This window comes from Adonisia turfae CCMR0081 (genome assembly GCF_011009555.1).
Taxonomy (GTDB): domain Bacteria; phylum Cyanobacteriota; class Cyanobacteriia; order Phormidesmidales; family Phormidesmidaceae; genus Leptothoe; species Leptothoe turfae.
Map to the genome: position 1 here is coordinate 1,103,608 of NZ_QXHD01000004.1, position 14,555 is coordinate 1,118,162.

Annotated in this window: 13 protein-coding genes and 1 pseudogene; 8 read left to right on the top strand and 6 right to left on the bottom strand. The window is 47.2% G+C overall.

Features of this window, described 5'->3' with window-relative positions; all coding sequences use genetic code 11:
• Window positions 1-195 precede the first annotated feature (195 nt).
• Window positions 196-291 (bottom strand): annotated as a pseudogene (locus tag DXZ20_RS38700) (four helix bundle protein); the annotation flags it as partial.
• A 124-nt stretch (window positions 292-415) separates the two neighbouring features.
• On the opposite strand from DXZ20_RS38700, the gene DXZ20_RS08970 reads away from it, so the two are divergent.
• Together DXZ20_RS08970 and DXZ20_RS08975 are read left to right on the top strand one after the other, a co-directional pair.
• A complete protein-coding gene (locus DXZ20_RS08970; protein ID WP_250565484.1) occupies window positions 416-841 on the top strand; it encodes a hypothetical protein in 426 nt (141 codons plus the stop codon).
• 455 nt (window positions 842-1,296) lie between these two features.
• A complete protein-coding gene (locus DXZ20_RS08975; RefSeq protein ID WP_163671321.1) occupies window positions 1,297-1,953 on the top strand; it encodes a hypothetical protein in 657 nt (218 codons plus the stop codon).
• 26 nt (window positions 1,954-1,979) lie between these two features.
• Here the strand turns inward: DXZ20_RS08975 and DXZ20_RS08980 are convergent, their stop codons facing one another.
• Complete coding sequence (locus tag DXZ20_RS08980; RefSeq protein ID WP_163697698.1) at window positions 1,980-2,456, bottom strand: hypothetical protein; 477 nt, start codon at window positions 2,454-2,456, stop codon at window positions 1,980-1,982.
• An 818-nt stretch (window positions 2,457-3,274) separates the two neighbouring features.
• On the opposite strand from DXZ20_RS08980, the gene DXZ20_RS08985 reads away from it, so the two are divergent.
• Window positions 3,275-3,850: a dihydrofolate reductase family protein gene (locus tag DXZ20_RS08985; RefSeq protein ID WP_163697700.1), complete on the top strand. Its 576-nt coding sequence runs from the start codon at window positions 3,275-3,277 to the stop codon at window positions 3,848-3,850.
• A gap of 100 nt (window positions 3,851-3,950) precedes the next feature.
• Window positions 3,951-4,739, top strand: a complete 789-nt coding sequence (locus DXZ20_RS08990; RefSeq protein WP_163697701.1) for a ribosomal protein L7/L12 — start codon at window positions 3,951-3,953, stop codon at window positions 4,737-4,739.
• Between the two features lie 87 nt (window positions 4,740-4,826).
• Here the strand turns inward: DXZ20_RS08990 and DXZ20_RS08995 are convergent, their stop codons facing one another.
• Window positions 4,827-5,222: a ribosomal maturation YjgA family protein gene (locus DXZ20_RS08995; RefSeq protein WP_163671317.1), complete on the bottom strand. Its 396-nt coding sequence runs from the start codon at window positions 5,220-5,222 to the stop codon at window positions 4,827-4,829.
• A gap of 259 nt (window positions 5,223-5,481) precedes the next feature.
• On the opposite strand from DXZ20_RS08995, the gene DXZ20_RS09000 reads away from it, so the two are divergent.
• The 3 genes from DXZ20_RS09000 to DXZ20_RS09010 are packed head-to-tail and all read left to right on the top strand — an operon-like array spanning window position 5,482 to window position 7,295.
• Window positions 5,482-6,012 (top strand): 2'-5' RNA ligase family protein, encoded by a 531-nt coding sequence (locus DXZ20_RS09000; protein ID WP_163697703.1) that lies wholly within the window; start codon window positions 5,482-5,484, stop codon window positions 6,010-6,012.
• On the top strand, window positions 6,009-6,827 hold the full coding sequence (locus DXZ20_RS09005; RefSeq protein WP_163671315.1) for a nucleotidyltransferase family protein: 819 nt from the start codon (window positions 6,009-6,011) through the stop codon (window positions 6,825-6,827). The genes DXZ20_RS09000 and DXZ20_RS09005 overlap by 4 nt, the downstream gene beginning before the upstream one ends.
• A gap of 12 nt (window positions 6,828-6,839) precedes the next feature.
• Window positions 6,840-7,295 carry a YiiD C-terminal domain-containing protein gene (locus tag DXZ20_RS09010; protein ID WP_163697704.1) on the top strand — a complete coding sequence of 152 codons (456 nt, stop codon included), beginning with the start codon at window positions 6,840-6,842 and terminating at the stop codon, window positions 7,293-7,295.
• Window positions 7,296-7,394: 99 nt separating this feature from the next.
• On the opposite strand, the gene DXZ20_RS09015 is transcribed toward DXZ20_RS09010, so the two are convergent.
• The 3 genes from DXZ20_RS09015 to DXZ20_RS09025 all read right to left on the bottom strand — a co-directional run bounded on the left by DXZ20_RS09015 (window position 7,395) and on the right by DXZ20_RS09025 (window position 12,584).
• Window positions 7,395-9,623, bottom strand: coding sequence for an NADP-dependent isocitrate dehydrogenase (locus tag DXZ20_RS09015; RefSeq protein ID WP_163697707.1), 2,229 nt, complete (start codon window positions 9,621-9,623; stop codon window positions 7,395-7,397).
• Window positions 9,624-9,773: 150 nt separating this feature from the next.
• Window positions 9,774-11,393: a 2-isopropylmalate synthase gene (locus DXZ20_RS09020; protein WP_163697708.1), complete on the bottom strand. Its 1,620-nt coding sequence runs from the start codon at window positions 11,391-11,393 to the stop codon at window positions 9,774-9,776.
• Between the two features lie 204 nt (window positions 11,394-11,597).
• Complete coding sequence (locus DXZ20_RS09025; protein WP_163671311.1) at window positions 11,598-12,584, bottom strand: alpha/beta fold hydrolase; 987 nt, start codon at window positions 12,582-12,584, stop codon at window positions 11,598-11,600.
• A 202-nt stretch (window positions 12,585-12,786) separates the two neighbouring features.
• Between DXZ20_RS09025 and DXZ20_RS09030 the strand changes: the two genes are divergently transcribed.
• Window positions 12,787-14,418 carry an ABC1 kinase family protein gene (locus tag DXZ20_RS09030; protein ID WP_163697710.1) on the top strand — a complete coding sequence of 544 codons (1,632 nt, stop codon included), beginning with the start codon at window positions 12,787-12,789 and terminating at the stop codon, window positions 14,416-14,418.
• The last annotated feature ends 137 nt before the right edge of the window (window positions 14,419-14,555 follow it).

A 14,555-nucleotide genomic window follows, 5' to 3' on the forward strand; every position in this document is an offset into this window, starting at 1 on the left:
CAGGAAGACGGTTGGGTGTTGTGCTTTTAAACCCACCTGATCACTGCTGTTGAGTGACAACCCAAAAACTGAGACGCTATGCTGTGGGATCGCACTCTCTACAAGATTTTAATACTGCTTCCAAAATTACATCAGGCATCACGGGTTCCTCTTCTATTAGCCAAGGGCCAGCTTTTATCTCTAATATGGGAAACTCTCTAACCAGTAACCTGTCTCCTCTAGCTCTTGTAAGCCAACCTCCAGTTTGCTGATGTATTCTGCATTGGATCTTGCTCGTAAGGCTTCTCGATTTGGACGGTGGAGGGATGTTTGACAACAATAGTTTGCATTCTCTTAGCAAAAGACAGCTAAAATTATCCACAGTTGCCTGCCTATTGACTTAGGCTTGGTTGCGCCATCTATCGAGGTCACTATGATGAAAAAGAGCATTATATTTCTTGCTGCATTTGTGCTGTCTACTGCATTGTTGCCTCACAAAGCTATAGCTGACGAAAAATGGTCTACAGAAGAATATGACGTTATCTATCAAGACGAACGAAATAGAACCGCTATCTGGACCTATGGTGATGGTTTCGGTACTGTTTTTATAGATGGTTTAGCTGGAGTGTATACTGGCCGAGGTTCCTATTCTGGTTACTGGGTGCAAGAGTCTTCTTCCCTACGCTGCGACACCTTTAGAGAAGACGCCAATGGTGAACCCACCTACTATTGGGGTGGATTTGAAATCACATTTATCGATCCAGATTTTCCCTCTCGTTGGGAAGCGATGATTGGACTATGTGACCTTGAGCCAACTATCTCCCTAACGGGGACTCCTATCACTCCACTGTTTGAACCTTAATCTGAGGGCTGAACTATTAACAAACATTCTTGTTATGGAGAGTTGAATCGCCAATAATTAGTTAAGGGTAGGCCAAGGATATGTAAGCAAAGAGCGATTTTGCCTAGACTGCTCGTGATATAGAACTTCCTTGTGAGCAATTAAGCGTTACAGTACTAAAAGTGGATGCGCTATCAACTTATTAGGCTGTTTTACGGGTATATTTATATCACGGGGCGCACGCCGATGGTGCACAAGATTTTTGTGATTGCTGAGTTAGGGGATGAGTCGGTTAGATCCATTGCTATTTGACGGTATCTCACATTTAAAGTTATCCCGAGCGTCAGCAATGCTGATGTTTGAAGCAATTCCGAACGTAAAGCAGCAATCACATCGTATCTTCATAGACTTAATCCTGTGCTTGCTGCGTTCTTTTTGAATGCTTAAGCAAGTAGTGTTCTTCCAGCTCTTCTACTATGAAAGCCTCGACTGTTTTTGTTTCATTATTAGCGTTAGCTGGTACTGCTGCTGCTGCCGAAAGTGCTGATGCTGCGGTTTTAGACGTAGAGATTCCAAATAATCTGAGAGAAGCTATCTGTCATCGAGACTGGTATGAGGCCATAGAATTATCGAGTACGTTAATTGCGTCTGCAACGATTACCCCTGATGAACGTCAGACACTTGTAGAATTAAGACGCAATTTGTATGGCCACCTTAAAGATGGGGCTAAACCTGAGGAAACGGTTAGCTGTAAAGGTATTGTCAAACGCCCTTCCATTGCAACACAGACTCCACTCTATGAAGGGGCTACTCCACGATTTTCCAATCGTAATCGGTCTAGTGTCTCCGTAGGAACGACATCGGTGAAGGCTTTGTATGGCACTACTCTTTCCAGTTTGTGGACAGTGGGTACTCGGGTGGACGGCAACAGTATTAGAGGAACTGTCTTGAATAATGGATTGACAGCTGCTAAGAATGTCACCTTAACTATCCGTTCTCAACAAGACGATCAATCAGAGACTATTAAAACCGTTGCTATCGATACAGTTAGCCCATGGAGTGAAACTGATTTTGTCGCTACATTTAACCATTCACCAGGAAACTGGATGATTGAAAGTATTGAAATTAACTAGCGCACTGACTTAGAACGCAAAATCAATTAACTTTCAATAGTGTGACAAAAGTTGGTAAATTCTTTTCTCGCCTGCTCTGCCACATTTTGGGGTTCCCAGTCTGTTTTCAGCAAGGGTTCACCACAGTGTCCCCATACTAGTCCGGCCCAAGCGCCAAAGCCGCCGTTAGGGTCTTTGCTGCGCACTTCGTGTCGAGCGTCGATATCTAAGACAATCATGGTGCCCTGCTGCTGTGGGGGAAACGTTTGGCTAGTCCCGCGAACAATGTAACTATTGCCAGGGTTATGCAGCATTAATATTGGCCGATACCCGGCAATGCCATCACTGTGGGATGGAACAGCGACCCCTTCTAGTAAGCGAAAATTTTGGAAGTTCTTAATCTCATAAAGATGCGTAAATCCGCATCTAAAGGGTTGATATGGCATGGCTGTGATACTTTTGAGATAGCTCAATAGCTGCTCACAAGCTAACGGTAGTTGAAGATTCTCTATATGTACAATCATAAGTGATGACCTGCTAACCCCCTGCTAGCAGATGAGTTTGCTAACACGATTGACCCCATCGTTGTTTGTTTGTTTTGGTGTTAGGGCATGTCAAGGACGAAGACTTTATAGGCATGTCCTGGAGATATTCTGGGTGAGTTTAGCGTAAAAACATGAGGGCATGTTTCGGAACGCAACGCCTCAGTAATTTTTGTGAACCCGTAAGATGCTTCGGTGTGTTCTGTAGTGGAAGCTGAAAAGCTATGGCTTGTTGTATTTTAAATTGCCTTGTTTGTCGATCTACAACTACTTTTTCTTTTAAAACCCCCCAATACTTATACCGCAAAGCAGAATTTTAATTCTCTTTGTAGACTCTACTTTTTTGGAAGCACAGAAGTATTTGAGCGATGCTAAGGCATTAGATAGCTTGACAGAGAATAATCTTTAAAGAAGGTTATACTTGTGCTATTTTATGCAGGGGCTATACGCATCTGTAATATAGACTGTGGCTAGTGTTTATAATGTGCACTATAGAGACTGTCATATCTCATATTCAATTTTTAGGGCTATCTAAAAGTTCCCCTATCTTTAGGGGAGTAACTTTAAGAAAATTACTAAAGTTGAAGTATTTTTTTTTGTGAAAATCACTATGTTTGAGAGATTATGAAGATTGAATCAGTGATTTTGCGGAATCGCCTTGTTATAGGGCGATTCACTAATACGGATACTTCCATGTTTTAGGCCATGGTGATGCGATTAAAGGAGGTGCATTGACTAAGCTGCACATTGTGCAGCTCACATTAGCTCAATTGACGTGCATCTAATAGGAGGAACGCATAATGCGAGAACTAACTTACTACGTAGCCTGTAGCCTGGATGGTTTTATTGCCCACAGAGATGGTTCCCACGATGGCTTTTCCCAGGATTCTGAATATCTTACGGAAGTATTTACCTCCTTCCCCGAAACTGTGCCCTCTCATTTGCGTGATGTTATGGGTGTGCATGCTGAAAATAAATGGTTTGATGTTGTTTTGATGGGACGCAAAACCTATGAAATTGGTTTGCAGGAAGGTGTGCTCAGTCCTTATTCTCATCTGAAACAATATCTGTTCTCTCGTAGTATGCACGCGAGTCCCCATACAGATGTTGTTCTTGTTTCAGAGGATGTTGCTGACACTGTTAGGCAATTAAAACAAGAAGAGGGTAAAGGGATCTGGCTATGTGGTGGGGGTGTTTTAGCGACAGCACTTTTGTCTGAGAAGCTGATTGATAAGTTGATTTTGAAGGTAAACCCATTTTTGATGGGGGACGGTATTCCACTATTTTCTGGAGTAATTAATCAAACAGCTTTGCAACTCATTGACAGGGAAATTTATAACAATGGTGTGCTGATGCTTCACTATCAGGTGGGCTGATAGAGTTATACGTAGCCTGTGTGTTAATAGTGGGACTTAAAATAAGCCCGTGGATATAGGCTATATGTGTGTTGTTGAGGCCTTTGAAGGAGAGAGTGTTATGTCACTGATATATATTGCGATCGCACTACTCTTTATCCTAATCATCATTTGGCTAGCACTACAGCCCAAACAGGGGACCAAGGCCTCGAATGCCCCTGAGCCCATTGATGACTCTACCTATCAATTACCCAAACCCCAAGACCCATCTGGTAACCCAGCAACACCATTATCTCGTCCATCGCCAGCTACTCCACAGCTGCGTCAAGTATCCTATGAAGCACCCTCTGAACTAACATCGTTGGATACACAATCAGTTGAAACAAAGGCTGCTGATAGTTCTAACGTCGAAGATCGCATAAGAACGCTTATGCAGCAGAATCGTAAACTTGATGCCATTAAGCTCATTCGGTCTACAACAGGATGGGGATTAAAACAATCTAAAGATTATTTAGATGCTTTTCCTTATTTGGCCCCCTTACCTATCACCGAGGGCATGGGTAACGGCAATCCTACACCCCCTATAGAATCCTTCGATATAGACCACCATGATATTAATGACCGTGTGCGGCTGTTTATGCAGCGAGGGCGCAAGATTGATGCCATTAAGCTGGTAAGAACTGTGACAAACTGGAGTCTCAAAGAGGCGAAAAACTATATCGATCACTACCCTGATGTTGCTCCTCTGCCGATTACCGAACGTGGGCCTGTCAAACAACACCTCAAGCAACTACTAGCTGACAGAAGACACATGGATGCCATCGATTTAGTCCAACGTCGAACGGGTATGGTGGTGACGGAAGCCAAGGACTATCTTGAGCAAACGTTTAACTGTGATTTACCTTTTTGAGGTTACTCATATCTCAATGCTGACAATACTTTAAGTGTTAGACCGTAAAGCTATTTTGATGATGTATGTAATACACGGGCTCTTAACTCAAGTACTGCTGGGAGATTCTTTCTTGAGGCTGGGACCGATAAATTTCTCAGATACTAAAACTATGATAATGCCAAGGCTATAGGCAATAAAATCTTCCCAGCTAAACGATGTACCAATCACGGTTCTAGCGAGGCGAGAAGATCCGAGACCAAGTACGTCTACAATGTTGAAATGTTGCAGAATCTCAACTAAAAACGAAAATAATAAAACACCTATGGCGGTGAGATTTATTGAGTATTTAAAGAATGCTCGCACAAATGCATAAATCAAGATGACAACCAAGAAGTCTCCCATGTATGGACGAATAAAGTCATCTTTAATAAAAATGCCGATATAAATCTCTGTAATCAATAAAAGGGCGAACCAGTAAAAGTAGTAAAGGTTAAATCTCATTTTTTCATTTGCTTAGAAGGCATGTGAGGCTAAAACTCACAGTATGACTACGATGCAGCTCTGGAGGATTCCTGAAGTGTCAAGGGGCTCTGGCAACTACTTTAATGAGCTTTTCGTAAATTTTTGATGTGTTCTTTATCGCTGCTTAGCCGAGTGCTGTACGTTTAATTGCGATCGCAATCACTGTTTCGCTGAGCCCTGTACGTTTACTTGAGGATCGCACAGCCACAATGCGATCGCTCCTATGAATCCCTGAGCCATGGCAGTATCGTACTATTCCTTTTGGTTAGTCCCCCAAGAACCAGATTTAACCTATTTTCAAGACCTGATTAATGGTTTGACAGAACGTTTCAAGACCGAACCCTTTTATCCCCATGTGACCCTGTACAGTGGTTCTCTACCCGCCTCTCTAGCCGTGACAGCCGTGGTTAAAGGGCTGTCATTAACACAACCGATAGAGCTAGAGGTCATCACTCTCAACTATGAAACCCACTTTTCCAAAACCCTCTATGTTCAGTTAAAGCAGACAGTTGATTTCACGCAGTTGGTGAGAGATCTGGTTACAGCCATTCCCGATGCTCCACAGCCTAGGCTAGATCCCCATCTCAGCCTGTTATATCACCGCCTTGATGCGGTTACCCAACAAACACTGACAGAAACGATCACCCTGCCGCGCTCCACCATTCAGTTTGATCAAATCCAGGTAATTGCTGCGCCCCAGAACTTTGAGACGCAATCTCACGTCGCAAGTTTACGCTGTGTCCATAGCAAATTGCTGACTCTATCATGACTGCACATTCCCCCAGAATCATTGGTTTGCTCCCCGCTGCTGGCCAGGGTAGCCGCATTAGTCCATTATCCATGAGCAAAGAACTATTCCCCATTGGCTTTCAAAGCCTTGCTGAAAAAGGGCTACGGCCTAAGGTGGTCTGTCAATATTTGCTGGAGGCCATGGGTAAAGGCGGAGTGCAAGAGTCCTTTTTGATTTTGCGACCTGGTAAGTGGGATATTCCCAATTATTTCGGTGATGGCTCCCAACTCAAGATGCGATTGGCCTATTTGACGGTGCATGTGCCCTTTGGGGTGCCCTTTAGCCTCAACCAGGCCTATCCTTTTGTGAAAGATGCCATTGTTGCCATGGGGTTTCCCGATATCTTGTTTAGCCCAGCTGATGCCTATGCCCAGCTCATAACTCGGTTACAAACGACCCAAGCCGATGTGGTGTTAGGTCTGTTCCCCACGGATCAGCCTGACAAGGTGGGGCTGGTTGAGTTTGATCAAGATGGTGTCGTCTCTGGCATCTATGAAAAGTCGAACCTCACCCATTTGCCCTATATGTGGGCCATTGCTGTGTGGCGGCCTAGCTTTACGGAGTTTCTCCACCAGTTTGTTGAGACGAAACGTCAGGCGCTGATTGGCGATCAGTCTCCGATGCTGCTCAAAGAGATGCCAGACTATGCTGAAACGCCAATTGGGGATGTGATTGTGAGTGCGATCGCAAATAACCTACGGGTAGAGGCTGTTCCTTTTGAAACTGGCCATTACCTCGATATTGGCACCCCCGAAAATCTGATCAATGCCGTATACCATTACGGCAAGCCCTAAACCTCAGATAATATGGCCATTGATTGCATCACCATAGAACAGTACCTTCACGAACACATCCCCATGTCTAAAGCGATGGCGGTAGCTGTTGCCTCCATCAATGACAGCGGTGTTCTGCTATCGGCACCCTTAGCGCCCAATATCAATCACCGTAATACGGTATTTGGTGGCAGTATTTCGACCTTAGCAATTCTTTCTGCCTGGACGTTTGTCCATGTGCAGTTAAAGACGTTGAATATACCCAGTCGTATTGTTATTCAAAGCAATAGCCTGGAATATACAAATCCTGCTACAGGAGATGTTCAGGCCCGTTGTTTCTCACCTGATTCTAATGTCTGGCAGTGCTTTATCAATACACTGACTAAACGTGGAAAAGGGCGCATAAGCCTCTCCTCTGAAGTTTATTCCAATGGTCTACTCGTCGGCCAATTTCACGGTAAATATGTGGCTCTAAAATCAAACGATTGAGCCTCAACATATATGTTGTGCCTGGATGTTTTACCTGGTGAAACAGATTGGTCCCGTAAAGGGCTAGCACCAGGCACAGCCCCTACATCAGATACTCTGCTAAACTGTTGTCAAGGCTACATTTAGCGTCTGACTAGGGCGCATGGCCTGGCTAGTTTTCTCTGCATCTGCCAGATAGTAACCGCCAATATCCATGGATGTTCCTTGAGCGGCATTGAGTTCACCAACAATTTTGTCTTCGTTTTCCCTCAGGTGCTGCGCTAGCTTGGCAAATTTAGCTTTGAGCTCTAAATTTTTCTCTTGTTCAGCCAAAGCCTGGGCCCAGTACATGGCCAGGTAAAAATGACTGCCGCGATTATCTAACTCATGGACTTTACGGGAAGGGGTCTTAGCATTTTGCAAATATTGGCTATTGGCTTTGTTCAGGGTTTCAGCCAAGATCAAGGCGTTTTCATTATTGGTTTTATGCCCCACATCCTCCAGGGTCACCGCCAAGGCTAGAAATTCCCCCAGTGAGTCCCACCGCAAATGCCCTTCACTAATAAACTGTTGTACATGCTTGGGGGCAGAACCACCCGCCCCCGTCTCAAACAAACCACCGCCTGCTAACAATGGCACAATGGAGAGCATTTTTGCGCTGGTACCCAGCTCAAGAATTGGGAAGAGATCGGTTAGATAATCACGCAGGACGTTTCCGGTGACTGAGATAACATTTTTGCCAATCTTGATCTGCTCACAGGTGAAACGCATGGCGTCCGCAGGTGGCAAAATCTTGATGTCCAGACCTGTGGTGTCGTGGTTGGGGAGATACTGTTTCACCTTTTTAAGGATATTTGCATCATGGGCACGATGTTCGTCTAGCCAGAAGACGGTAGGTGCACCAGTTGCTCTGGCACGACTAACGGCAAGTTTTACCCAGTCCTGAATGGGAATATCTTTGGTTTGGCACATGCGCCAGATATCACCCTTTTCGACGCCATGCTCCATCAGCGTTTGCCCATCGGCACTTACCACGCGCACGGTACCATTGGCAGGAATCTCAAATGTTTTGTCGTGGGAACCATATTCTTCAGCTTTCTGCGCCATCAGACCCACATTGGCGACATTACCCATGGTAGTCACATCAAAGGCTCCATTTTCTTGGCAGAAGCTAATGCACTCCTGGTACATGGTGGCATAGCACCGATCGGGGATGATGGCCTTAGTATCATGAAGCTGGCCATCCGTCCCCCACATTTGGCCAGAGGAACGAATGGCAGCTGCCATAGATGCATCAATGATCACGTCGCTGGGCACATGGAGATTGGTAATGCCCTGATCGGAGTTGACCATGGCGAGATCAGGCCGCTTGCCATAGGTTGCCTGTAAATCGGCTTCAATGGCAGCACGTTGATCATCGGGCAATGTTTTAATCTTGGCGTATACATCACCCAGGCCATTGTTGGGGTTGACACCCAGTTGGGCAAAGGTGTCAACATACTTTTCAAATACGTCTTTAAAGTAAACGGTGACAGCATGGCCAAACAAAATGGGGTCAGAGACTTTCATCATGGTTGCTTTCACATGGAGAGAAAGCAGAATGTTCTCTTTTTGAGCACTATCAATCTCTTTTTCATAAAAAGCCCGCAGCGCTTTAACGCTCATCACAGCTGCGTCAATCACCTCCCCTGACAGGACAGTCATTTTCTCTTTTAAGACTGTGATGTCACCATCTTCAGTAACTAGCTCAATGCTGATGCTGTCGGCATCTTGAATGACAACGGATTTCTCACTGCCATAAAAATCTTCACTGTCCATGTGGGCCACATGGGATTTAGAATCCAATGCCCATGCGCCAACTCGGTGAGGATTTTTCTGGGCATATTGTTTCACGGCTGCTGCCACCCGGCGGTCTGAGTTGCCTTCCCGCAAAACAGGATTCACCGCGCTGCCTAACACTTTGGCATAGCGAGATTTAATCTCAGCTTCGGCCTCATTTTTGGGCTCGGCAGGATAGTCGGGAACGTTATATCCCTTGTCTTGTAGTTCCTTAATGGCTGCCGTTAGCTGTGGGATAGAAGCACTGATATTAGGTAGCTTGATAATATTGGCTTCCGGTGTTTTGGCCAGGGCACCCAGTTCAGTCAGGGCATCGGGTAAACGTTGGGCTTCTGTCAAGGTTTCTGGAAAATTGGCAATGATCCGCCCCGCCAGAGAAATGTCACTGGTTTCTACAATGACGTTGGCGGCTTGGGTAAAGGCTTGGATGATGGGTAGTAAGGAATAGGTGGCCAGTGCCGGGGCTTCATCAGTCAGGGTGTAAATAATTTTTGCTGTGGGGTGGCTCATGTTTTTCCTACTACATGCGTGGGTTTGGGGTTGTCGCCACGTTAATGACATCAACGCACGGCAACTCCAAGGCTCTATTTTGGCATTGAGAGTAATCTCAGCCAAGGGAGAGCCTAAGGTAATTTAGGATTTGTGTGATGTAATACTGACCTAAACGCCAGTGCCAGCGGGTACGGCCATCCGCTGTGGATGCAGAGACTCACCCACTTGAGTGGCGCTGTACAGACGGTTTAAGGCCTGCATGTAGGCGTCGGCTGAGGCCACCACAATGTCCGTATTCGCTGCATGACCCGAGTAGATGTGCTGGTTATGGCGCAGCCGAATGGTCACTTCACCCATGGCATCAATGCCGGCGGTCACTGACTGGACGGAGTATTCGATCAGGTCGTTGGGAATATCAACCACCCGATTGATGGCTTTGTACACGGCATCGACGGGACCCGTGCCGATGGCGGCATCCATTAATTCTTCGCCATTGGGGGTGAGGATAGTGACTGTGGCGGTGGGTCGAGCGCTGCTACCACAGGAAACCTGGACAAGTTCAAGTTTGAAGTGCTCAACCACCTGTTGGGTTTCGTCATTGACGATGGCTTCCAGGTCGCGATCGCTAATTTCCTTTTTCTTATCCGCCAGCTCCTTAAACCGCAAAAATGCCTTGTTTAAATCCTGGTCCGATAGCTCATAGCCCAGTTCCTGCAGGCGGGTGCGGAACGCATTACGGCCTGAGTGCTTACCTAGCACGATCAGATTATCGTTGAGACCGATGGTTTGGGCGTCCATGATCTCATAGGTGAGCTTATTCTTCAGAACGCCGTCCTGGTGAATGCCGGACTCATGGGCAAAGGCATTGGCCCCGACAATGGCCTTATTAGGCTGCACTAGCATGCCAGTAACGCTGGAGATCAACCGGGAGGTCTTGTAAATTTCCTGGGTGTTGATATGGGTCAGGGGCGCTTCTGAGTCAGCGGGACGACCAAAGAAAGGATTAAAGTACTGCCGACGCACATGCATGGCCATCACTAGCTCTTCGAGGGCGGCGTTACCCGCCCGCTCACCGATGCCGTTAATGGTGCACTCTAGCTGGCGCGCGCCGTTTTTGACGGCTTCTAAAAAGTTGGCCACAGCCAAACCCAGATCGTTGTGGCCGTGCACAGAAATAACCGCCTGGTCCACGTTGGGTACGTTTTCGGCAATGCCTTTGATTAAGCCGCCAAACTCACTGGGGGTGAGGTAGCCAACGGTGTCAGGAATGTTGATGGTGGTGGCTCCGGCTGCGATCGCAACCTCCAACACCTGGTACAAAAATTCTGGTTCTGAGCGACCCGCATCCTCTGGCGAAAACTCCACATCGTCCGTAAAGCCCTTGGCAAAGCGCACCATCTCATCGGTGATGGCTAGCACCTCATCCCGCGATTTCTTGAGCTTATATTTCATGTGGATATCGGACGTGGCAATAAAGGTATGGATACGACCTTTATCGGCAGGCTCAATTGCCCGAGCAGCGGCTTCGATATCCTGTTTAGTCGCCCGAGCTAAGCCACAAATAGTTGGTCCATCAACGGTTCCCACTTCCTGGGCAATGCGCTGCACCGCCTCAAAATCACCAGGACTTGCGTAGGGAAACCCTGCCTCAATGATGTCTACACCGAGCCGAGCCAGCTGACGCGCCACCGCTAGCTTTTCTTCGACATTCATGGTCGCGCCAGGAGATTGCTCCCCATCCCGTAGGGTAGTGTCAAAAATTAAGACTCGATCAGGCTGTGTACTCATTGCAGGTTACCGCTATGTAGAGGCTTACTATATATAGCTTTGGCTAGCTATGACCTAGCGCCTTTACCCCGATACTGAAGTAAAGGCTAACGAACTATTACCAGCCACGTTTTATTGTAATCGCTAACCCATAGTTATTTCGCCTTAGCAAGCTTTGGGGACTAGGGAGTGGAGAATTACAAACCTTCAAAAAATAGAAAAATTCTAGCTTTGACGCTCCCTCTGCAACTTGAGCAACATCCGATCAATAGCTTCAATCATGGCCTCAGGCTGATCAACCCAAACAAAGTGACTACTACTCTGGGCGGGCAAGCTGAGGCTTTGGGTTGAAAGTCTCATGAGATTGTGATGCATCTGGGTCCAGAGATGATCCGCAGTTTCCAGGGGCAAGGGTTTGACGAGTGGTGCTGGCGTAAAGAAGTGGCTGGCCTTGATATTAATGACGGGTAAGGACCCCAAATTTCCTGTTTTACGTAGCTGTTCATGGCTGGCATTGAGGCTGATCATTTCGCGGGCCATGGTAAACCAATGTTTGGGGCGTACAAAGGAACGTAGAACAGGGGCTAATTGCTCCTGACTGTACTGTCTGAGTCGAGGGCTAATCACCTGGAACAGTCCCAACTGCTGCATAATTCGAATAAATCCCAGGGCGGAGCCTACCACCGACATCAAAAAGCCCGCCGTAAAAACAGCTTTCATCAGCTTTAGGCTGCCAGGTAGTCTGGCCATGCCGTCTTCATGGAGACCATCGGTTAAAATCAATCCGGCCACATTGTCGGGGTAAGTATGGGCATAAAGACGCATGGTGTAGCTAGCCAACGAGTCCCCAACCAGCACATAGGGGGGACGAATATCCGCTTGGCGCATTAAGGCTTCAAATTCCTGCATCATTTCGTTGCTGTTGCGTGGATTGGGGCTGTTAGAACTCCAGCCATAACCGGCGCGGTCATAAATGCAGACATCAGCAAATTCAGCAATTTCGTCAATTAGCAGATAACCTTCTACCCCCCCCAGACTGTGATCCAAAATTACCGTCGGTTGATGAGGCCGTGGTCGTCCCCGACGATACAGGTGGAGCTGGCAATCTCCAATGTCATAAACCTTCCCTGGCGGCGGCGTTTGAGCTTCTTGGCGACAACACCAGATATGGTACGCCGTTGTGCAAATGAGGATGAGGTTACGTAGCCACATAGGTTAGAAGGGGAGCAGGGGAGAGTTGTTTGTTATTGGTTATTGGTTATTGGTTATTCGTTGGGAACCTTGGGTGCGAGTCGTCTTTCAGTGCGTACTAGATAGTTCAACGAACCAATAACTGGGAACTCATAACTCATAACTCATAATTCTTATAACCCTTTGCTAGCATCAAACCGACACTACTTTAACGAAGGGCTGCATGTTAACGCCAAATCTTATTTCCCGCCAGGGTGAAATTGTGGAGGTGTTTTTACGCCACGGTTGGGATTATATGCGGCGTTTGCTGGTGGGTAAGGCTTCAGAAGAACCCGATATTCCGCCCCCGGCAGTGTTGCGAAATATTTTGACGGATTTAGGACCGGTTTATATCAAGTTTGGGCAGTTGCTAAGTACACGCCCTGACCTGGTGCCACCAGCTTATATCGAAGCGCTTAGCGCTTTGCAATCGACGGTGCCGCCCGTAGATGCAGCGACAATTCGGGTGTTTCTTAAGGAACAATTAGATCCAGATGTGGTGTTTTCAGAGGTGGATTATGGTGCGATCGCATCCGGTTCCATTGGCCAGGTCCATCGAGCCGTGCTCAAAAACGGTCAGCCCGTCGCCCTAAAAATCCAGCGTCCTGGTATCGATATACAGGTATGGAGAGACATGGCGCTGATTCGGGATATAGCCAAGCTGGTGTCTACCACCCAGTTTGGTCAGCGCTACAACGTGGTTGCCCTGGCCGATGAATTTAGCAGTGCCCTCAATGCCGAGCTGGACTTTACAACGGAGGCCACCTACACCGATCAGCTGCGTCAAAACCTGGCTAAAGGTCGCTGGTTTGACACCCATCAGCTGGCCATCCCAGAAATTATCTGGCCCCTGACCACGCCCAAAGTACTCGTGATGCAATGGCTGGATGGGCAGCCCATTCTATCAGCTGCCATCGGTACCCATCCAGCACCATCAGAAATCCGTAACCTCCTCAGTCGGCTATTGTTTCGCGCCTTTTTCCAACAGTATTTTATCGATGGCTTCTTCCATGCCGATCCCCACCCGGGCAATATTTTTTATCTCAGCGATGGTCGTATTGCCCTCCTAGACTGTGGCATGATGGGTCGCTTAGATCCGCGTACGCGCACGACGTTGACCGAGATGGTATTAGCCGTGGTTAGTTCCGACGCCCAACGGTGTGCTCAGCTCACGCTGCAGTTGGCAGAGCCGCTCCAGGATGTCGATTTAGCGAAGCTAGAATTTGACTACAGCCGCTTATTAGCCCGCTACTATGGCTTATCTCTGCAAAGCTTCAATACAGCGGCAGCCTTTGCCGAAATTTTAGAAGCAGGGACCCGTAATCATTTGCGTTGGCCCGCCAATATAGGTCTATTTACCAAGTCCCTGGCTAATTTAGAAGGTGTTGCCCGTCAGTTTAATCCTCAAATTAATCTGATTGCTGAGATTCGACCATTAATGGTCGACCTGTTCCGCCAGCAGCTGATTGGAGATGACCCCCTGCAAGCATTACTGCGAACGGGGCTAGAATTTCGTAACCTGTCCCTGTCCGCACCGCGTCAGTTTGGTTTCCTGCTCGATCGCTTAAGCGAGGAGACCCTGACTTGGAATGTCAATATCAAAGACCTCACTAACGTGCAGCGAAGTATCGAGCAAGCGGCCAACCGTCGTTCGTTTAGTACAGTAGTTGCCGCCCTGATTATTGGTGCTGCCATTATTTCCAGCAATCAAACCAATGTGCAGCTGCAATGGTTGAGTACCAGCCTCTTTGCCGCTGCCACCCTGCTGGGTATTTGGTTAATTATTAGTATTCTTCGCTCAGGTCGCTGGCGATAATAGTGATCCCCTGCTTAGCCCTACGGTGTACACACATCTCGGAAGATGATTCACAATCCTGCATTACCCCCCTTAATCCCCCCTTGGTAAGGGGGGAAACTCCGGTCCTCCCCCTTGGTAAGGGGGAGTTAGAGGGG